Source organism: Leclercia sp. UBA5958 (assembly GCF_002430365.1).
Lineage (GTDB): Bacteria > Pseudomonadota > Gammaproteobacteria > Enterobacterales > Enterobacteriaceae > Enterobacter > Enterobacter pneumoniae.
On the sequence record NZ_DJCE01000011.1, the window covers coordinates 71680 to 90769 of the forward strand.

Sequence of the window (19090 nt, forward strand, 5' to 3'; positions counted from 1 at the left end):
TCACGAGGAACCAACAATGTTAGATAATTCACGTTTACGCATAGCTATTCAGAAATCAGGCCGTTTGAGCGATGATTCACGCGAACTTCTGGCGCGCTGCGGCATTAAGATTAACCTGCACACACAGCGCCTGATCGCGCTGGCAGAGAATATGCCGATTGATATTCTGCGCGTACGTGATGACGATATTCCAGGCCTGGTGATGGATGGCGTGGTGGATCTGGGCATTATTGGCGAGAACGTGCTGGAAGAAGAGCTACTGACTCGCCGTGCGCAGGGTGAGGATCCGCGTTACTTTACGCTACGTCGTCTGGACTTCGGCGGTTGCCGCCTGTCGCTGGCAACCCCGGCTGACGAAGCCTGGGACGGCCCGGCCTCCCTCAACGGTAAGCGCATCGCCACCTCTTATCCGCACCTGCTGAAGCGTTACCTCGACCAGAAAGGGGTGCAATTTAAATCCTGTCTGTTGAATGGTTCAGTTGAGGTCGCGCCGCGCGCCGGACTGGCCGATGCCATCTGTGACCTGGTTTCCACCGGTGCGACCCTCGAGGCTAATGGCCTGCGTGAAGTGGAAGTCATGTTCCGTTCAAAAGCCTGTCTGATTCAGCGCGATGGCGAGATGCCTGATGCCAAACAGCAGTTGATTGACCGCCTGCTGACCCGTATCCAGGGCGTTATCCAGGCGCGTGAATCCAAATACATCATGATGCACGCCCCGACCGAGCGTCTGGACGAAGTGATTGCCCTGCTGCCGGGTGCCGAGCGCCCAACCATTCTTCCGCTGGCAGGCGATCAGCAGCGCGTAGCAATGCACATGGTGAGCAGCGAAACCCTCTTCTGGGAAACTATGGAAAAACTGAAATCGCTGGGTGCCAGCTCTATCCTGGTGCTGCCTATTGAGAAGATGATGGAGTAATGCCCATGAGCTTTAACACAATCATCGACTGGAATAGCTGTAGTGCCGCGCAGCAAAAAGAATTACTGATGCGCCCGGCGATCTCCGCCTCCGACAGCATTACCCGTACCGTTGCGGAGATTCTCGAAAACGTCAAAAAACGTGGCGATGACGCACTGCGTGAATACAGTGCTAAGTTCGATAAAACCGAGGTGCGTGCCCTGAAGGTCAGTGCGGAAGAGATTGATGCCGCCAGCGCGCGCCTGAGCGATGAACTGAAGCAGGCGATGGCCGTTGCTGTAAAGAATATCGACACCTTCCACACGGCGCAGAAACTGCAAAACGTCGATATCGAAACCCTGCCAGGCGTGCGCTGCCAGCAGGTAACCCGCCCGATTGACTCCGTCGGCCTTTATATCCCGGGGGGCTCAGCCCCTCTCTTTTCTACCGTATTAATGCTGGCGACCCCGGCACGCATTGCGGGTTGCCATAAAGTGGTGCTCTGTTCTCCTCCGCCGATTGCCGATGAGATCCTCTATGCCGCACAGCTGTGCGGCGTGCAGGAAATCTTCAACGTGGGTGGCGCGCAGGCTATCGCAGCGCTGGCGCTGGGCACCGATTCGATTCCTCGCGTGGATAAGATCTTTGGCCCTGGCAATGCCTTCGTGACCGAAGCCAAGCGCCAGGTGAGCCAGCGTCTGGACGGCGCGGCCATTGATATGCCTGCCGGCCCTTCTGAAGTGCTGGTGATCGCCGACAGCGGTGCCACGCCTGACTTTGTTGCCTCCGATCTGCTGTCGCAGGCAGAGCACGGCCCCGATTCTCAGGTGATCTTACTGACGCCGGATGCGGGCATGGCACAACGCGTGGGCGAAGCCGTAGAGCGCCAGCTGGCCGACCTCCCCCGTGCAGAGACGGCCCGCCAGGCGTTATCTGCCAGCCGTCTGATTGTGGCCAGCGACCTGGCCCAGTGCGTGGCGATCTCTAACCTCTACGGACCTGAGCACCTGATCATTCAGACCCGCAACGCCCGTGACCTGGTCGACAGCATTACCAGCGCTGGTTCGGTGTTTCTGGGCGACTGGTCACCCGAATCCGCTGGCGATTACGCCTCGGGGACGAACCACGTGCTGCCAACCTATGGTTATACCGCTACCTGCTCCAGCCTGGGACTGGCAGATTTCCAGAAACGGATGACTGTGCAGGAACTCTCTCGTGAAGGCTTCGCCTCCCTGGCGGCGACCATCGAAACCCTCGCCGCTGCAGAACGCCTGACCGCCCATAAGAATGCCGTTACGCTGCGCGTTGCAGCCCTGAAGGAGCAAGCATGAACATTGAAGAGCTGGCCCGCGACAACGTCCGCGCGCTGACCCCGTATCAGTCTGCTCGTCGTCTGGGCGGAAGCGGCGATGTCTGGCTGAATGCCAATGAATTCCCAACACCTGTGGAGTATCCCCTCACCCAACAAACGCTCAACCGCTATCCGGAATGCCAGCCAAAGGCGGTTATTGAAAATTATGCCGCTTACGCCGGCGTAAAGCCGGAGCAGGTGCTGGTTAGCCGGGGCGCTGACGAAGGCATCGAACTGCTGATTCGCGCGTTCTGTGAACCAGGCAAGGACGCGGTGCTCTACTGCCCGCCAACCTACGGTATGTATAGCGTGAGCGCCGAAACCTTCAACGTGGAACTGCGCAAAGTAGCTGCCCGCGACGACTGGCAGCTCGATTTGCAGGCTATCGCTGATAATCTGGATGGCGTGAAGGTGGTGTTTGTCTGCAGCCCGAATAATCCGACCGGGCAACTGATCAATCCGCAGGATATCCGCACCCTGCTGGAGATGACTCGCGGGAAAGCACTGGTGGTGGCAGACGAAGCTTATATCGAGTTTTGCCCGCAGGCGACGCTGGCAGGCTGGCTGGATGAGTATCCGCACCTGGTTATCTTGCGTACATTATCGAAAGCCTTCGCCCTCGCCGGGCTGCGCTGCGGATTTACTCTGGCCAATAAACCGGTAATTGACCTGCTGATGAAGGTCATCGCACCCTATCCGCTCTCTACGCCAGTTGCTGATATCGCGGCCCAGGCGCTGGCTCCGCAGGGCATTAACGCGATGCGTGACCGCGTGGCGCAGATCCTTGTTGAACGTCAGTACCTGGTGAACGCTTTAAAGTCCATTCCCTGCGTTGAACAGGTATTCGATTCGGAAACGAACTACATCCTGGTGCGCTTTACCGCCTCCAGCTCAGTATTTAAATCTTTGTGGGATCAGGGCATTATCTTACGGGATCAAAATAAACAACCTTCTCTGAGCGGCTGCCTGCGCATCACCATCGGCACCCGTGAAGAGAGCCAGCGCGTTATCGACGCCCTGAATGCGGAGAAAGTATGAGCCAGAAGACCCTCTTTATCGATCGTGACGGCACCCTTATTTCGGAGCCCCCCAGCGATTATCAGGTCGATCGTTTCGACAAACTGGCCTTTGAAGCCGACGTGATCCCTACTCTGCTGAAGCTGCAGAAAGCCGGTTTCAAACTGGTGATGATCACCAATCAGGATGGGCTGGGTACCGTCAGCTTCCCGCAGGCAGACTTTGACGGCCCGCATAACCTGATGATGCAGATCCTCTCCTCGCAGGGGGTGGTGTTCGATGACGTGCTTATCTGTCCGCACCTGCCAGCGGATAATTGCGAATGCCGTAAGCCGAAGGTCAAGCTGGTAGAGCAGTATCTGGCAGACGCGGTACTCGATAAGGCTAACAGCTATGTCATCGGCGACCGCGCCACCGACATTCAGCTGGCGGAGAATATGGGTATCGCTGGCCTGCGTTACAACGCTAACGACCTTAACTGGGCCATGATTGGCGAACAACTCACGAAACGCGACCGCTACTCTCACGTTGAGCGTAATACCAAAGAGACGCAAATTGATGTGAAGGTCTGGCTGGATCGCGAAGGCGGTAGCAAAATCCACACCGGCGTCGGTTTTTTTGACCATATGCTGGATCAGATCTGTACTCACGCCGGTTTTCGCATGGAGATCGCCGTTAAAGGTGACCTTTATATTGACGATCACCACACCGTCGAAGATACCGGTCTGGCGTTGGGCGAAGCCCTCAAGCTGGCGCTGGGGGACAAGCGTGGCATCAACCGCTTTGGTTTTGTGCTGCCCATGGATGAGTGTCTGGCACGCTGTGCCCTCGACATTTCGGGTCGGCCGCACCTGGAATACAAAGCCGATTTTACCTATCAGCGCGTCGGCGACCTGAGCACAGAGATGGTCGAGCACTTCTTCCGTTCACTCTCCTACACCATGGGTGTAACCCTACACCTGAAAACCAAAGGGAAGAACGATCACCACCGCGTAGAGAGCTTGTTCAAAGCCTTCGGCCGTACGCTGCGCCAGGCTATTCGTGTGGAAGGTGACGCCCTGCCGTCGTCGAAGGGAGTGCTGTGATGAATGTGGTGATCCTTGATACCGGCTGCGCCAACCTGAACTCGGTAAAATCGGCCATCGCCCGCCACGGTTATGACCCCGTGGTGAGCCGTGATGCCGATATTGTGCTGCGCGCCGACAAACTGTTTTTACCCGGCGTGGGCACCGCCCAGGCCGCGATGGACCAGATCCACGAGCGTGAGTTAGTTGAACTCATCAAAGCCTGCACCCAACCGGTATTGGGTATCTGCCTCGGCATGCAGCTTCTGGGTCGCCGTAGCGAAGAGAGTAACGGCGTGGATTTGCTGGATATTATCGAGCAGGACGTCCCCAAGATGACCGACCACGGTCTGCCTTTGCCGCATATGGGCTGGAACCGCGTCTACCCGAAAGCGGGTAATCGCCTGTTCCAGGGCATTGAGGATGGCGCCTATTTCTACTTTGTGCACAGTTACGCCATGCCAGTGAACACTTACACCATTGCCCAGTGCCAATACGGCGAAGCATTTACCGCAGCGGTGCAGAAAGATAACTTCTATGGCGTGCAGTTCCACCCGGAGCGGTCGGGTGCCGCAGGCGCACAGCTGCTGAAAAACTTCCTGGAGATGTAATGATTATTCCAGCATTAGATTTGATTGACGGCACCGTTGTTCGTCTGCACCAGGGCGACTACGGCCAGCAGCGCGATTATGGCAAGGATCCGCTGCCGCGTTTGCAAGATTATGCCGCTCAGGGGGCTGAAGTACTGCACCTTGTAGACCTGACCGGCGCAAAAGATCCCACCAAACGCCAGATCTCCCTCCTGACAAAACTGGTTGCCGGCGTGAACGTGCCGGTGCAGGTCGGTGGTGGCGTACGTACTGAAGAAGATGTGGCGGCGTTGCTTAACGCGGGCGTGGCGCGCGTGGTGGTCGGTTCTACTGCGGTAAAAGATCCCGAAACGGTGAAAGGTTGGTTTCGTCGCTTTGGCGCTGACGCGCTGGTGTTAGCGCTGGACGTACGTATTGACGACCAGGGCACGAAGCAGGTGGCAGTAAGCGGCTGGCAGGAAAACTCCGGCGTCACCCTGGAAGCTCTGGTGGATACCTATCTCCCGGTTGGTCTAAAGCATGTCCTTTGCACGGATATCTCCCGGGATGGCACCCTCGCGGGCTCGAACGTCTCGCTGTACGAAGAAGTCTGTGCCCGTTATCCGCAGGTGGCGTTCCAGTCCTCAGGTGGTATTGGTGAGCTGGATGATATTGCTGCCCTGCGTGGGACAGGCGTGCGTGGCGTGATCGTAGGACGCGCCCTGCTGGAAGAGAAATTTACGGTGACGGAGGCAATTCAATGCTGGCAAAACGGATAATTCCCTGCCTCGACGTACGCGATGGTCAGGTGGTAAAGGGGGTGCAGTTCCGCAACCACGAGATCATCGGCGACATCGTCCCGCTGGCCAAACGCTATGCCGATGAAGGCGCGGATGAGCTGGTCTTTTACGATATTACGGCCTCCAGCGATGGCCGCGTGGTGGATAAAAGCTGGGTGGCACGCGTCGCGGAAGTGATTGATATTCCGTTCTGCGTGGCGGGAGGCATCAAGTCGGCAGAGGATGCTGCAAAAATCCTCTCCTTCGGCGCTGATAAAATTTCGATCAACTCCCCTGCCCTGGCAGAGCCGGAGCTAATCACCCGTCTGGCGGATCGCTTTGGCGTACAGTGCATTGTGGTGGGGATTGATACCTGGTTTGATGAAGCCACCGGCAAATATCATGTTAACCAATATACCGGCGATGAGAGCCGCACCCGGGTGACGCAGTGGGAGACCCTCGACTGGGTGCAGGAGGTGCAAAAACGCGGAGCGGGCGAAATCGTACTGAATATGATGAACCAGGACGGCGTACGCAACGGGTATGACCTGGCACAGCTGAGCAAAGTTCGCGCCGTGTGCAACGTGCCGCTGATCGCTTCTGGCGGTGCCGGAACGATGGAGCATTTCCTGGAAGCCTTCCGCGACGCTAATGTCGACGGTGCGCTGGCCGCATCGGTGTTTCACAAGCAGATAATTAATATTGGTGAGTTAAAAACGTTCCTGGCGGACCAGGGCGTGGAGATACGGGTATGTTAACAGAGCAACAACGCGCGCAGCTGGACTGGGAAAAAACCGCCGGCCTGTTGCCGGTCGTGGTACAGCACGCGGTATCGGGCGAAGTGCTAATGCTGGGGTATATGAATCAGGATGCCCTGCAGCAGACCCTCTCCACCGGTAAAGTGACTTTTTTCTCACGTACTAAACAGCGTTTATGGACCAAAGGTGAAACCTCGGGCCATTTCCTGAATGTGGTGAGCATCACGCCGGACTGTGATAACGATACCCTGCTGGTGCTGGTTAACCCTATCGGCCCAACCTGCCATCTGGGTACCAGCAGTTGCTTTGGTGAGGCCAGCCACCAGTGGCTGTTTTTATATCAGCTGGAGCAACTTTTAGCAGAACGTAAAACGGCCGACCCGGATAGCTCGTATACCGCCAAACTTTACGCCAGCGGTACCAAACGTATCGCGCAGAAAGTGGGAGAAGAAGGTGTAGAAACCGCTCTCGCTGCGACGGTACATGACCGCGACGAACTGACCAATGAAGCCTCTGATTTGATGTATCACCTGCTGGTGCTGCTTCAGGATCAGGAGCTGGATTTAACGACGGTTATTGAAAACTTGCGTAAAAGACACAAATAAAAAAACCGGGGAAACCCGGTTTTTTTTGCTTAATGAATCATCACGCTTTCTGATGGTAATTTCGTAGTGCGTTCCGGCCGAGGACAAAACCAGAGCCGATCAGACCGCCGAGGAGCACGGCCAGGATAACCGTAATACTGCGCTTAGGACTGTCGCGATGGATAGACAGGTCTGGCTTCATAACATAGCGATAGCCATGAATGGATGTCGGCTCAATCTTGAGCTTTTCAATATCCAGCAGGCGCTGCTTGTTCTGGTAGTAGTCATTCGCAAAGGTCAATGGGCGTGAAGACTCGCGTTGCACCATCGCCGACAAGGCATCGGTCCCCAGCAGGAACATGCTGTCCTGAGTAACATCCTGCGTCTGCTGGATCTGCGGTTTGGTTACGTTGGCCGCTTCAGCATATTTGAGCGCTTCGCTAATCTGGCTGATGCGCAGGTCTTTCTGCTCTTGCGCAATCTCTTCCTGGTTTTCAATCGAGGTCTTCAGGGTCGCAACCTGCTGCTCAATGTTATCTTTGAGATCGCTGAACAGTTCTTTACCGATCTGCTCATCAATCTCCTGAATGTATACAGCGAGCTGCTTTTGCGCGGCTTTCGCCGAATCACTCACATAGCTAACCTTAAGAGGTACAGGCTGGCCTTTAACCACCGGCTCGATGATCAGTTTTTCCGGCTCTTCTTTATTCTCCAGGGTGCCGGCTAAAGCTGAAATTGCAGCATTATAACGGTTGAATACGTTAGACTGGATATCTTGCAGGCGGGGTGCAGAATTGCCATAAAGTACATTTAATGCAGTGCTGTAGGTACCGATTTGAGCTGAATCAGGCTGAGTGATAATTGAAGAGGAGGACCATTGCTCGTTGGCAAGCATCAGATACGCGCCAGCGATAACGATAGCAATGGCAACAAACGCAGCGATCAACCATTTTCCACGCCAGAGCTGTAGTGCAAGATCAATTAAATCAATCTGTTCCGGGTCATTGCGTCGTGAGACCACGTTGTTGTTATTGTACGTCATATAATCCTTAACAATGAAAAAACCACAAGGCAGAACGTTATTAATACAGTTTATCGGTTATTGCATTAATTTCTATAGGAAATCGACGAAGCATAAAGAAATGAGTCCTACATATCCGAAACTTTTACGCAGTTTCAGATTGCCTTTTCGGAATGAATTTTTCCTACAGTTAGCCTGATAAAAGCTATTGCAACATAAGAAAAATGCCCGGACAAGCCGGGCAATCAAGGTTTTCAGTCATTGCCAAAGAGATCGCGGGTGTAGACCTTGTCGGCAACGTCGATAAGCTCTTCTGCCATACGGTTAGAGATAATGACATCGGCTTCTTCTTTGAAAGCCTCCAGATCACGAACCACACGGGAATTAAAGAATGAATCTTCCTGCATTACGGGCTCGTAAATGATGACCGGAATACCTTTCGCCTTGATACGTTTCATAATCCCTTGAATAGAAGACGCACGGAAGTTATCGGAACCACTCTTCATGATCAAACGATAGATACCGACCACTTTTGGCTGGCGCGCCAGAATGGAATCGGCAATAAAGTCTTTACGTGTGCGGTTTGCATCCACGATGGCCGAAATGATGTTGTTTGGCACCGATTGGTAGTTAGCCAGCAGCTGCTTCGTATCTTTTGGCAAGCAATAGCCACCGTAGCCAAAAGAGGGATTGTTATAGTGATTGCCAATCCGCGGGTCGAGACAAACCCCTTCAATGATCTGCCTGGTATTCAGCCCCAAGCTCTCGGCATAGCTGTCGAGCTCGTTGAAGTAGGCAACGCGCATGGCCAGGTAGGTGTTGGCAAAGAGTTTGATCGCTTCGGCTTCGGTGGCATCCGTAAACAGCACTTCAATATCTTTCTTAATCGCCCCTTCCTGAAGCAAAGCAGCGAATCGCTCTGCACGTTCTGAACGCTCGCCAATGACGATTCGTGAAGGATGGAGATTGTCATACAAAGCCCTCCCCTCACGCAGGAATTCAGGAGAAAAGATGACGTTATCAATTCCCATCTTCTCTTTAATCGACTGCGTAAAACCTACCGGGATGGTCGATTTTATGATCATTACCGCATTTGGGTTGATCGCTGTGACATCTTTAATAACCGCTTCAACGCTGGAAGTATTGAAATAGTTAGTCTTCGGGTCATAGTCAGTAGGAGTTGCAATGATGACGTAATCGGCATTTCGATAAGCATCTTGCTTGTCCGTAGTGGCACGGAAATTGAGTGGCTTAGTGGTTAAATACTCCTGAATCTCTTTATCCACGATTGGCGACACTTTTTGGTTAAGCATATCAACCTTCGCCTGCACGATATCCAGCGCTACCACTTCGTGGTGCTGCGCAATCAGAATCCCATTCGAGAGACCGACATAACCTGTTCCGGAGATAGTTATTTTCATTCGTTTAACGTCTTAATTGGTAAGAATCTGGAGGCGAAACAACGCCAGCGCAATATACAACTGTTGGGGTTTTTACCCCTTAAGCCGAGCGACTGTCAAGGAAGTTACCTCTATACACTAAGCACGAATTGCAGCGATTTTTACAGGCTCAGCGAGGCCAGAAACTGTAAACCGAGTCACCATGGGCATTCTGGCGCAAAAAAAAGCCCGGTAACATATACCGGGCTCGCATAGCATGCTGACTTAAATCAGATTAATCCAGCCATTCGGTGTGGAACACACCTTCTTTATCAGTACGCTTGTAAGTGTGCGCGCCGAAGTAATCACGTTGTGCCTGAATGAGGTTTGCTGGCAGAACAGCAGCACGGTAGCTGTCGTAATATGCAACAGCAGCGGAGAAGGTCGGTACCGGAATACCATTCTGAACCGCATAAGCCACAACATCACGCAATGCCTGCTGGTAGTCATCCGCGATCTGTTTGAAGTAAGGCGCCAACAACAGGTTAGCGATGCCGGCGTTTTCAGCGTACGCATCGGTGATTTTCTGAAGGAACTGAGCACGGATGATGCAGCCTGCACGGAAGATCTTCGCGATTTCGCCGTAGTTCAGATCCCAGTTGTTCTCATCAGATGCAGCGCGCAGCTGAGAGAAGCCCTGAGCATAGGAAACGATTTTGCCGAGGTACAGTGCACGACGCACTTTTTCAACGAATTCCGCTTTGTCGCCGGCAGGTTTAGCCTGTGGACCGCTCAACACTTTAGATGCGGCGACACGCTGCTCTTTCAGGGAAGAGATATAACGCGCGAATACAGATTCGGTAATCAGAGACAGCGGCTCGCCCAGATCCAGAGAGCTCTGGCTAGTCCACTTACCGGTACCTTTGTTCGCAGCTTCATCCAGAATCACGTCAACCAGATATTTACCGTCTTCGTCTTTCTTGGTGAAGATATCTTTGGTGATGTCGATCAGGTAGCTGCTCAGCTCACCGTTGTTCCACTCGGTGAAGGTTTCAGCAAGCTCTTCGTTGGAGAGGTTCAGTCCACCTTTCAGCAATGCGTAAGCTTCAGCGATCAGCTGCATGTCGCCGTACTCGATACCGTTGTGAACCATCTTCACATAGTGACCCGCACCGTCCGGACCAATATAGGTTACGCAAGGTTCGCCATCTTCAGCAACTGCGGCGATTTTGGTCAGGATTGGCGCAACCAGCTCGTATGCTTCTTTCTGGCCACCAGGCATGATAGATGGACCTTTCAGAGCGCCCTCTTCACCGCCGGATACACCTGTACCGATGAAGTTGAAGCCTTCCTCAGACAGTTCACGGTTACGACGAATGGTGTCGTGGAAGAAGGTATTACCGCCATCAATAATGATGTCGCCTTTATCCAGATATGGTTTCAGTGAATCGATAGCAGCATCTGTACCTGCACCCGCTTTCACCATTAACAGGATACGACGAGGCGTTTCCAAAGATTCAACGAACTCCTGCACCGTGTAGAACGGAACCAGTTTCTTGCCCGGGTTCTCGGCAATCACTTCTTCGGTCTTATCACGGGAGCGGTTGAAAACGGAGACGGTATAACCACGGCTTTCGATATTGAGCGCCAGGTTGCGCCCCATCACTGCCATACCGACAACGCCGATCTGTTGTTTGGACATTACATACTCCTGTCAGGTGTGATCATCACTAATTATACGACTGTCAAGAAACACTATACTAAAAAAAAAGATATTTCTTCAATAAAAATGATTTCATTGTTATGAGTCATTAAAGCTTTTATCGTAATACGCGGATAAATTATGACCTTTTAATTAATCCCTTATAAAGCGAAAGGGTTTTATAATACATATCATCAAATGTAAAATTAGCAAGGTATTTTACACGGCCTGAATGGCCCATTTGTTGTCTTAGACTCGAGTCAGAGAATAATTTTTCAAATATTTGAGTTAACTGATTTGCATCTTTATGTTTTATTAAGAAGCCAGTATGATTATCGTCGATCAATTCTCGTACGCCACCAACATCAGAGGCAACCACAGGAAGGCTAGCTCGCATTGCCTCGATTATACTAAGTGGCAACCCTTCCCAATTAGTTATTAACGTGAATATATCGCTGTTGCTTAATAGATTACTTACGTCATTACATTCGCCTAAAAACTCAATTTTATCACGAATACCTAATTGACAAGCATAAGATTTAATATACTCCATTTTTGGTCCCTTACCAACAAGGGTTAATATCCAATTTTTATACTCGACTTGACTTAGCGCTATTAAAAGTGTTTCATGATCTTTTTGTTCAGAAAAACGTGCTACACTGATAATCTTGATTTTGGAACGAAGCTCTTTGCTAGTTAAGTCTATTTCCTCAGCCAAATCAGGCATGCCATTATGGATCACAACCTGCTTATAGTCACTTGTGACTTTATATTTCAATGCTAGTTCTTTATCTTGGTTTGAGACTGTTATAATTTTATTAACTAATGGGGCAAGAGATCTTTCAATAAAAATGTATAGCTTTTTTTTATTTTCTCCAACACCATCAGCAAAAGCCCAACCATGAGCAGTAAAAACAACGGGTATACCTAAACCTAACGCTGACAAACGTCCAATAATTCCGGCTTTTGAAGAGTGGAGACCAATTATATCTGGTGCTAATTTTTTTATTAATTGTCTAATATTAATAACAGCCTGAAAATCTTTTAAAGGTGAAATGTCTCTTATTAGTTTATCAACAATAGTCACTTCAATATTATTTTGTTTTAGTTGATTTACCAGAGCCCCATTTTCTCCAACAATGACATGGACATCATGGCCTTCGGCTACAAGTTTTTTTGCGAGATCACGAACATGAACCTGTGCACCACCAATTTCATCGGCTTTGGTTATGATATATAAAACTTTCACAATTTTATCCTAAATATCTCTTTTTGTGGGTCCGAACTTTCCTGATATACCGTCGATGATACCAAAAAATGCAGATTTTAACGTTTTCAATCTGTTATCAGAAAATATAGCCGAGATGATTATGCGTGCAAAATTAAAGAATAGCTCTCGTAATTTATAGCCTAGTGGCACATAATTGAGTCTAAGCATGTAAAAACTATTTCTTACTAAAAAATATCGTCTAAATGGTGAATGAATAGAGATTGTTCTTCCAAAAATACTGCGCCTAGCGTCACCAATTGTATGAGCCATATTTGCATTAGGTGATATAAATAAATCATAACCTAAGCTTTTAGCTCGTAAACTCCATTCAACATCGATATAATCAATGAAAAGTTCTGAACGCATTAAACCTACTTCATTCAAAACATCTTTACTGATAAAACATCCTGATGCAATCAAATATGTAGCCTTTATTGGTTCTTTCTCAGCTACTATTCTTTTGATGAATGGTCCCACATAAACTGTGGCAGGATATTTGAAACCAGTTATAGGATCATAAAATGTTGGGCCAATAGCCCCTATTTTACAACCGTTTTGCTTTTTGTTTAGATAGTCAGATAATAATGTGTCAATAAAATTATTCTCTATAACACTATCCTGATCAAAGAGAATAATATAATCAACTTCAGAATTCTCTCTGGCTAATTCAATACCAAGATTCTGAGCTTTAGCCAGTCCAACATTCTCTGCAAATGATTTAAAGTGTGTATTTCTAAACAACTTTGATAAATTGGAAATCTCCGATGAATTTTTAGAATTGTTATCAATTAAATATATACATTCAAGTTGTTCAGAAGACGCTTCTAGAGATTCACGTAATAAAATTATATCAGGGTTATAAGTAACAATAATTCCAGCAACTTTTTTAGACATATTTATCTCTTGGCCTTAATTTTGTTTTTTAACAATATGTTTTCACGCATAGGTGGTGCTATTTTCCATGAAAACAGTTTAATATAAATTCTGTTAATTATAATCAAAACATACTGTTTGAAAGGCCTCTTTCGCTTATGCTCTTTATAATCAAAAATATTTTTTTTTACTCTGGGATCATGAACGCCTAGTGAATATATATTAACATCATTCTTATATGCGGAATATGTAAAAGAATATTGATCTCTTTTCCCACCCTTAATATACTCTTCCCACCATGTATTATGCATATTAATAACATCCGACTTCATATGATTTCTAAATAATACATTATTTTCATAAAAGTTATTTGAAATATAGCCGTCCATTGAATATCGTGATAATTGCTTACGCAATTTCCATGCAGGATCGAACCCACTTCTTGCGCATTCGAATAATTCTTGTTCTGTCTTATCACGCCACCAATGATCATAGGATGCTATGTCATGGGAATTCAATGTATCAACGATAAATTTTTTTATATTGCCTTTAATTATAATATTACCGTCGATCCATAAAGATTTATCATATTGTGGTAAGAGGCGGTGAGGATTTATTTTACAGAACCTAGCTAAATCTTTATTTGAAAATTTACTCCCTGGAAGCCGAATCTGCTTCCAGGGTTTAGGTATAATGCCGGTAAAGTTATTATCTGTAAAACAGATATAATCAATTTCATCTTCTTCAATCAATGGTGAAAGATCATCATAATCTCCAGTTACAGCCGTATAGATTACAATCCTATTCATTTTATTCTAAAGCTCCTCGATTTATTTCGAACTCTTTGTGATCTAATGTCTGCATATAGAAGAATGGATTTATGTCGAAATTGCTAAATCGCCTACCTTCATTTCCATAATGTGACTGCACAAATAAGAATGTAAAACAAAGAGCGACGAACAAGCGATGATACAAATTGTAAGTATTAAAACCATGGAACATAATGAGGTAATAGTAGACTCCCAAAAACAAATATAGCTGTGTTAAGAATATTCTATTATTTACACCAGGGAACGTGCTAAAAAAGATCAAAAAAGTGAATATAATTAAAATGTTGAATTTAAAATAGGATTGCTTCTTAGAATAGAAACATATAAGAATTAATGGCGTGAGATAAATCATTAGCAATAGTGAGGTTATAACGGATTGCCTTAATTTATCAGGTTCTGAAATCATTCTTAGAGCATAATCTAATTTATTTAGAATTGGAATGTTAATAATAGAATCACGAAGAATTGAATATGCTATTGTAAAGAATAGATATAAGCCAAGTGCAGAGATGACTGTAAGTAAAAAATCTCTTTTCGTTCTTTTTTTGAAAAGAAAAACGGTTAGTGGATATAATATTATTGCTGATGAGTGAAATAAAAAGGAAATTAGGAAAAAGCTAATTTTTTTTGAACGATTATAGGAAAATATTGAAAGTACAATAAAAATTGAGCTAAAACACTGTCTAGACAATTGTATACCGACGAGGGGCTTAAAAAATGCAATTACTACTGCAATAAGTAAATATCTTTGTTTTAAGCTCAAGTTATAATATTTTGCAATGCTTATACAACAGCCAATTAAACCAAATGATTGAAGGACAGAATAAATTAATTTAAGTTTGTATGGTTCATAGCCGTCGATAATTAGACTTGAAAGATAATTTATCAGGGGTAACGCAATCTCTCCATATCCAAATTCAAAAAAAGCTTCACTATAAAAACCATTCATTTGAAAATTAACATAATTATTATAATATGAGGAGAAATCATCACTTGCTAAAATAAAGTTTTCAAATGAAACGACATCGAGGGCGTTAAAGATAACCCATGTAAACACTAACAGCACAAGCAGACCATGTGCGCTATTGTTTTCAGGGAAATTACAAAAAACTAAAAATAATATTAAGAAATAGACAGATAAAGTAGGAGAAAAAGCCGTTAATGAAAATAAAATAGAAAAAATAAAAAAAATGCCTAATCCTGATATAGCAAAGCTATTCTTATAGACGTTCATGTTTACCCTTAATAAATACTTTCAATACTGTTATAAGATTATATTGTTGTGGTTTATTCGTTATGGCTTTTTTCAATGAACTTAACATAATCATAGTTAGCATTGGAATCCATTTCTTTCTTGAAAGATAATATCTAATCTGGAGAGCCACATCATTACTTCTTTCTTCACGTCTGAAAACTTTCAAAGTATCAGAACAGCTATTAAGCCTTGAAAGATTATGTTCAAACCCTGATATTATTTTGATATTAGCGTTATAGACATGCTTTAATCGATAACAAAAGGACGTATCAACGCCGTACAAATTAAACCTTTCATCAAATACATCTGAAAACTTTTCACGTAAGGATAAAGCAACATTTTCCCCAATGACAAGTCCGCTACCAATGGTTGTTATAACATCGTCATCTTTAATTTTTTGATTTGGTTTGTATTCAATATTGTTTATACGGGGATTTACGATAACCCCATTAGAATAAATCACTGGCATACCTACATCATTCACTGCTATCGAGTCTAGAGCAGTAAAATAATGAGATGATATTTTCGAATCATCGTCTAATATAATGTAGCGCTTAGCTTCATATTGTATCATCACACGATTATAAATTTTTGCAAGCGAAATATTCTCAACGGTTTCAATTAAATTATAATCTACATTCGTTTTTGAAAAAAATTCTTTAGCATCAACTTTTATGCTCTGTGGACCATTATTCCAAACAATACAAATGGAGTCTACATTTAATGAGCACATAACTAGATTTTTTAATGTTATACTTTCGGAGCATTTTTTATTATATAAGACAATAATGAAAACCTTATCCTTCACAGTTTACCTCAATTTTAAAATATTTTTAACGAATGCCGGGAGATTTTCGCTTTCAAAAACGTTTAAATTGACAAGAACCTTAGTAAAGCAAACAAAAGCCATGAGATAAATAATGACTCCTGCAATAGTTAATATTGTTAGAATACTGAAATCATTAAACCTTGCAGACACACAAATGGAATACAGATAATATATGCAACCAAACATTATCCCACCAGATAAAGATGGAACAGCCAATACCTTTAAAAATCCAAGGGTGCTTTGTTTTATACACCCCAGCGTAAAATACATAACAACAAACGCATTAATAATATTTGCTATAAAATAGGAAAAAGCAAAGATCTTTATAGTGAATAAAGAGCCTATTAAAAATGACGATATCTGTAAAATAGCGCTAAATATACCCAAAAACATTAAAGTTTTTGCATTATTAGTGGACATTAGGATACTGCCCGAACAACTCAGTATAGATTGAATGATTCCTGTAGGAGCTAACCATAGAAGCAAACTAGCAGTGATCGTCCAATTTTCACCAAGAGCAAAGCCTACAAACGGCTCACGTAACACTGCAAGTCCTAACATCATGGGGATTGTTAAACTAGATATAATAAAAATAGTTTTGAGGTAAATATTTCTTATTGTAACCAAGTCATCTTGATTTCTACTCAAAACCGGATACAAAGATCTCGAGGCAATGAAGGTTAAACTTTGTAATGGAAACAACATAATTCTGTATGCAAGGGAATACGAGCCTAATATAGTAGCATTATATTGTCGGCTAATAATCATGCTGTCAGCATTTCTAGATAGATAGTTTACTAGATTGAAAACGGTTAATCGCCCACTAAATCCTAATATCTTATTTGCGCTTTTGAAATCGAAATAAAGAGATGGCCGCCAGCTAGATAATGCAATAAGTAAAAATGAAGATAACAACGAATTAGTTATTATTTGGGAAACTAAAGCATATACTCCACCATTATTCATAGCAAATAATAAAGCAACGAAGAACCCTGCAGAAGCAGACACTAACTCAATTATCGCTACTTCTTTAAATTTTGAATTTCTTTCCATTAACGCTTGTGGTGCAGAACCTGCACTAGCAATTGGAAAACAAAAGCATAAAAGGAAAAGAATATTGCCTAACTTAGGGTTGGCCAAAAATGATTCTATTAACGGGGTAAGTGCATTCACAACAATGAATAACACCGCGCCCATTAATATATTGAGCCAAAAAACTGAATTTAATATATCATTATCTATTTCTTTTCTCTGAATTATTGCTGATGCTGTACCAAGATCCCTAATTATTAGAACGAAGTTTAGTACTACAGTCGCTAAAGCCATTAAGCCATAATCCTCAGGAGGGATAAAACGAGTTAGGATCGTTAAGCTTAATAGCTGAATCAATATTTTACCAAATTGAGATATACTGACCCATTTTGCATTCGAGAAAAGCGTCATTTAGATATTCTTAAACTCAGATTTAAAATTTTTATTTTTTTGAAAGATAAGCTTGACGTTTATCTTTTTCAGAAAGTAATACTTCACCATTTATAGGCCATGCTATATTTAAAGATGGATCATCCCATCTAATACCTCTATCCGATTCTGGATGGTAATAATTTGTAGTTTTATAAACAAACTCTGCACTATCACTGAGCACTAAAAAACCATGCGCAAATCCTTCGGGGATCCATAACTGGCGTTTGTTCTCAGCAGAAAGATTTACTCCCACCCATTTACCAAAAGAAGGTGATGATTGACGAATATCAACTGCAACATCGAATACCTCGCCCACCACACAGCGCACCAGTTTACCTTGGGCATGCGGTTCCAGCTGGTAATGGAGACCTCTAAGCACGCCCTTACAAGATTTAGAGTGGTTATCCTGCACAAATTCAACTTTATGTCCTACCACATCTTCGAAGATCTTTTGACTGAAGCTTTCAAAGAAAAAACCACGGTCATCACCAAAGACCCTAGGCTCAAAAATAAGTACATCTGGAATCTCAGTTTTAATAACATTCATTACTTAGTAACCTTTAACCATCTTCAACAGATATTGACCGTAAGCATTTTTTTTCAGCGGCTCAGCCAGTTTTCTAACCTGCTCAGCATCAATAAATCCTTTCCGATAAGCAATTTCTTCGGGACATGACACTTTCAGCCCCTGACGCTCTTCAATCGTCGCAATGAAGTTGCTTGCCTCAATTAGGCTCTGGTGCGTACCTGTATCCAGCCAGGCATAGCCGCGCCCCATCATAGCTACTGACAAACGCCCTTGCTCAAGATATATACGGTTAATATCTGTGATTTCCAGTTCGCCGCGCGCAGACGGTTTCAGATTTTTGGCCATCTCTACAACATCATTATCGTAAAAGTAGAGTCCGGTCACAGCATAGTTGCTTTTAGGCTCCAGCGGTTTTTCTTCCAGGCTAATAGCCGTGCCATCTTTATCAAATTCAACTACGCCATAACGCTCGGGGTCGTTCACGTGATAGGCAAATACGGTTGCGCCATTATCTTTAGCTTTAGCCATTTCAAGTTGCTTCGGAAGATCGTGGCCGTAAAAGATGTTGTCCCCAAGAACCAGCGCACAGCTATCCTCACCAATAAACTCTTCACCAATTATAAATGCCTGAGCCAGTCCGTCCGGGCTTGGCTGCACTTTGTATTGGAGGTTTAGACCCCACTGGCTACCATCGCCTAACAGCTGTTCAAAACGCGGCGTGTCCTGCGGGGTGCTGATAATAAGAATATCTTTGATGCCAGCCAACATTAACGTGGTCAATGGGTAGTAAATCATTGGCTTGTCGTAGATAGGCAGCAATTGCTTGCTTACTGCCATCGTTACCGGATAAAGACGAGTACCTGAGCCACCAGCAAGAATAATACCTTTACGAGTAGTCATCTAAATTTCCCTTTAAGTGAA

The 19090-nt window shown here is 45.4% G+C and carries 18 protein-coding genes; 8 read left to right on the forward strand and 10 right to left on the reverse strand.

The window, feature by feature from the left end:
• The first annotated feature begins 16 nt into the window (after positions 1 to 16).
• Genes hisG through hisIE form a run of 8 tightly spaced genes read left to right on the forward strand, consistent with a single transcriptional unit; the run spans position 17 to position 7038 of the window.
• The gene (hisG, locus tag B2Q93_RS15835) at positions 17 to 916 is read left to right on the forward strand and encodes an ATP phosphoribosyltransferase (RefSeq protein WP_040074928.1); all 900 of its coding nucleotides are present in this window, start codon (positions 17 to 19) and stop codon (positions 914 to 916) included.
• A 5-nt stretch (positions 917 to 921) separates the two neighbouring features.
• Positions 922 to 2226 (forward strand): histidinol dehydrogenase, encoded by a 1305-nt coding sequence (gene hisD, locus B2Q93_RS15840; protein ID WP_286933731.1) that lies wholly within the window; start codon positions 922 to 924, stop codon positions 2224 to 2226.
• Positions 2223 to 3284 carry a histidinol-phosphate transaminase gene (hisC, locus tag B2Q93_RS15845; RefSeq protein ID WP_046884824.1) on the forward strand — a complete coding sequence of 354 codons (1062 nt, stop codon included), beginning with the start codon at positions 2223 to 2225 and terminating at the stop codon, positions 3282 to 3284. The genes hisD and hisC overlap by 4 nt, the downstream gene beginning before the upstream one ends.
• Positions 3281 to 4348, forward strand: a complete 1068-nt coding sequence (hisB, locus tag B2Q93_RS15850; RefSeq protein WP_040074925.1) for a bifunctional histidinol-phosphatase/imidazoleglycerol-phosphate dehydratase HisB — start codon at positions 3281 to 3283, stop codon at positions 4346 to 4348. Before hisC ends, hisB begins: the two co-directional genes overlap by 4 nt.
• The gene (gene hisH, locus B2Q93_RS15855) at positions 4348 to 4938 is read left to right on the forward strand and encodes an imidazole glycerol phosphate synthase subunit HisH (protein WP_040074924.1); all 591 of its coding nucleotides are present in this window, start codon (positions 4348 to 4350) and stop codon (positions 4936 to 4938) included. Before hisB ends, hisH begins: the two co-directional genes overlap by 1 nt.
• Positions 4938 to 5675, forward strand: coding sequence for a 1-(5-phosphoribosyl)-5-[(5-phosphoribosylamino)methylideneamino]imidazole-4-carboxamide isomerase (hisA, locus tag B2Q93_RS15860; RefSeq protein ID WP_040074923.1), 738 nt, complete (start codon positions 4938 to 4940; stop codon positions 5673 to 5675). The genes hisH and hisA overlap by 1 nt, the downstream gene beginning before the upstream one ends.
• Positions 5657 to 6433: an imidazole glycerol phosphate synthase subunit HisF gene (gene hisF / locus B2Q93_RS15865; RefSeq protein ID WP_040074922.1), complete on the forward strand. Its 777-nt coding sequence runs from the start codon at positions 5657 to 5659 to the stop codon at positions 6431 to 6433. Before hisA ends, hisF begins: the two co-directional genes overlap by 19 nt.
• Entirely contained in the window at positions 6427 to 7038 is a 612-nt protein-coding gene (gene hisIE / locus B2Q93_RS15870; protein ID WP_286809313.1) for a bifunctional phosphoribosyl-AMP cyclohydrolase/phosphoribosyl-ATP diphosphatase HisIE, read from the forward strand. The genes hisF and hisIE overlap by 7 nt, the downstream gene beginning before the upstream one ends.
• Positions 7039 to 7078: 40 nt before the next feature.
• On the opposite strand, the gene wzzB is transcribed toward hisIE, so the two are convergent.
• From wzzB to rfbA, 10 genes are all read right to left on the reverse strand, one after another.
• On the reverse strand, positions 7079 to 8059 hold the full coding sequence (gene wzzB, locus B2Q93_RS15875) for an LPS O-antigen chain length determinant protein WzzB (RefSeq protein WP_286809315.1): 981 nt from the start codon (positions 8057 to 8059) through the stop codon (positions 7079 to 7081).
• Positions 8060 to 8292: 233 nt separating this feature from the next.
• The gene (ugd, locus tag B2Q93_RS15880) at positions 8293 to 9459 is read right to left on the reverse strand and encodes a UDP-glucose 6-dehydrogenase (RefSeq protein WP_286933732.1); all 1167 of its coding nucleotides are present in this window, start codon (positions 9457 to 9459) and stop codon (positions 8293 to 8295) included.
• 253 nt (positions 9460 to 9712) lie between these two features.
• Positions 9713 to 11119 carry an NADP-dependent phosphogluconate dehydrogenase gene (gene gndA / locus B2Q93_RS15885; protein ID WP_212477798.1) on the reverse strand — a complete coding sequence of 469 codons (1407 nt, stop codon included), beginning with the start codon at positions 11117 to 11119 and terminating at the stop codon, positions 9713 to 9715.
• A 139-nt stretch (positions 11120 to 11258) separates the two neighbouring features.
• The gene (locus tag B2Q93_RS15890) at positions 11259 to 12368 is read right to left on the reverse strand and encodes a glycosyltransferase family 4 protein (RefSeq protein WP_286809318.1); all 1110 of its coding nucleotides are present in this window, start codon (positions 12366 to 12368) and stop codon (positions 11259 to 11261) included.
• Positions 12369 to 12377: 9 nt separating this feature from the next.
• Entirely contained in the window at positions 12378 to 13283 is a 906-nt protein-coding gene (locus B2Q93_RS15895) for a rhamnosyltransferase (RefSeq protein ID WP_286809320.1), read from the reverse strand.
• 2 nt (positions 13284 to 13285) lie between these two features.
• Positions 13286 to 14071: a glycosyltransferase domain-containing protein gene (locus B2Q93_RS15900; RefSeq protein ID WP_286809322.1), complete on the reverse strand. Its 786-nt coding sequence runs from the start codon at positions 14069 to 14071 to the stop codon at positions 13286 to 13288.
• Between the two features lie 1241 nt (positions 14072 to 15312).
• Positions 15313 to 16155 (reverse strand): hypothetical protein, encoded by an 843-nt coding sequence (locus B2Q93_RS15905; RefSeq protein ID WP_286809324.1) that lies wholly within the window; start codon positions 16153 to 16155, stop codon positions 15313 to 15315.
• A gap of 3 nt (positions 16156 to 16158) precedes the next feature.
• A complete protein-coding gene (locus B2Q93_RS15910; protein WP_286933734.1) occupies positions 16159 to 17619 on the reverse strand; it encodes a lipopolysaccharide biosynthesis protein in 1461 nt (486 codons plus the stop codon).
• Positions 17620 to 17650: 31 nt separating this feature from the next.
• A complete protein-coding gene (rfbC, locus tag B2Q93_RS15915) occupies positions 17651 to 18187 on the reverse strand; it encodes a dTDP-4-dehydrorhamnose 3,5-epimerase (protein WP_286809328.1) in 537 nt (178 codons plus the stop codon).
• Positions 18188 to 18190: 3 nt separating this feature from the next.
• A complete protein-coding gene (gene rfbA, locus B2Q93_RS15920; RefSeq protein ID WP_286809329.1) occupies positions 18191 to 19069 on the reverse strand; it encodes a glucose-1-phosphate thymidylyltransferase RfbA in 879 nt (292 codons plus the stop codon).
• Positions 19070 to 19090: the final 21 nt, after the last annotated feature.

Excerpts from the sequence above, each read along its gene's own strand:
- hisG (WP_040074928.1), top strand. The coding sequence starts at position 17 with ATGTTAGATAATTCACGTTTACGCATAGCTATTCAGAAATCAGGCCGT.
- hisD (WP_286933731.1), top strand. The coding sequence starts at position 922 with ATGAGCTTTAACACAATCATCGACTGGAATAGCTGTAGTGCCGCGCAG.
- hisC (WP_046884824.1), top strand. The coding sequence starts at position 2,223 with ATGAACATTGAAGAGCTGGCCCGCGACAACGTCCGCGCGCTGACCCCG.
- hisB (WP_040074925.1), top strand. The coding sequence starts at position 3,281 with ATGAGCCAGAAGACCCTCTTTATCGATCGTGACGGCACCCTTATTTCG.
- hisH (WP_040074924.1), top strand. The coding sequence starts at position 4,348 with ATGAATGTGGTGATCCTTGATACCGGCTGCGCCAACCTGAACTCGGTA.
- hisA (WP_040074923.1), top strand. The coding sequence starts at position 4,938 with ATGATTATTCCAGCATTAGATTTGATTGACGGCACCGTTGTTCGTCTG.
- hisF (WP_040074922.1), top strand. The coding sequence starts at position 5,657 with ATGCTGGCAAAACGGATAATTCCCTGCCTCGACGTACGCGATGGTCAG.
- hisIE (WP_286809313.1), top strand. The coding sequence starts at position 6,427 with ATGTTAACAGAGCAACAACGCGCGCAGCTGGACTGGGAAAAAACCGCC.
- wzzB (WP_286809315.1), bottom strand. The coding sequence starts at position 8,059 with ATGACGTACAATAACAACAACGTGGTCTCACGACGCAATGACCCGGAA.
- ugd (WP_286933732.1), bottom strand. The coding sequence starts at position 9,459 with ATGAAAATAACTATCTCCGGAACAGGTTATGTCGGTCTCTCGAATGGG.
- gndA (WP_212477798.1), bottom strand. The coding sequence starts at position 11,119 with ATGTCCAAACAACAGATCGGCGTTGTCGGTATGGCAGTGATGGGGCGC.
- B2Q93_RS15895 (WP_286809320.1), bottom strand. The coding sequence starts at position 13,283 with ATGTCTAAAAAAGTTGCTGGAATTATTGTTACTTATAACCCTGATATA.
- B2Q93_RS15900 (WP_286809322.1), bottom strand. The coding sequence starts at position 14,071 with ATGAATAGGATTGTAATCTATACGGCTGTAACTGGAGATTATGATGAT.
- B2Q93_RS15910 (WP_286933734.1), bottom strand. The coding sequence starts at position 17,619 with ATGACGCTTTTCTCGAATGCAAAATGGGTCAGTATATCTCAATTTGGT.
- rfbC (WP_286809328.1), bottom strand. The coding sequence starts at position 18,187 with ATGAATGTTATTAAAACTGAGATTCCAGATGTACTTATTTTTGAGCCT.
- rfbA (WP_286809329.1), bottom strand. The coding sequence starts at position 19,069 with ATGACTACTCGTAAAGGTATTATTCTTGCTGGTGGCTCAGGTACTCGT.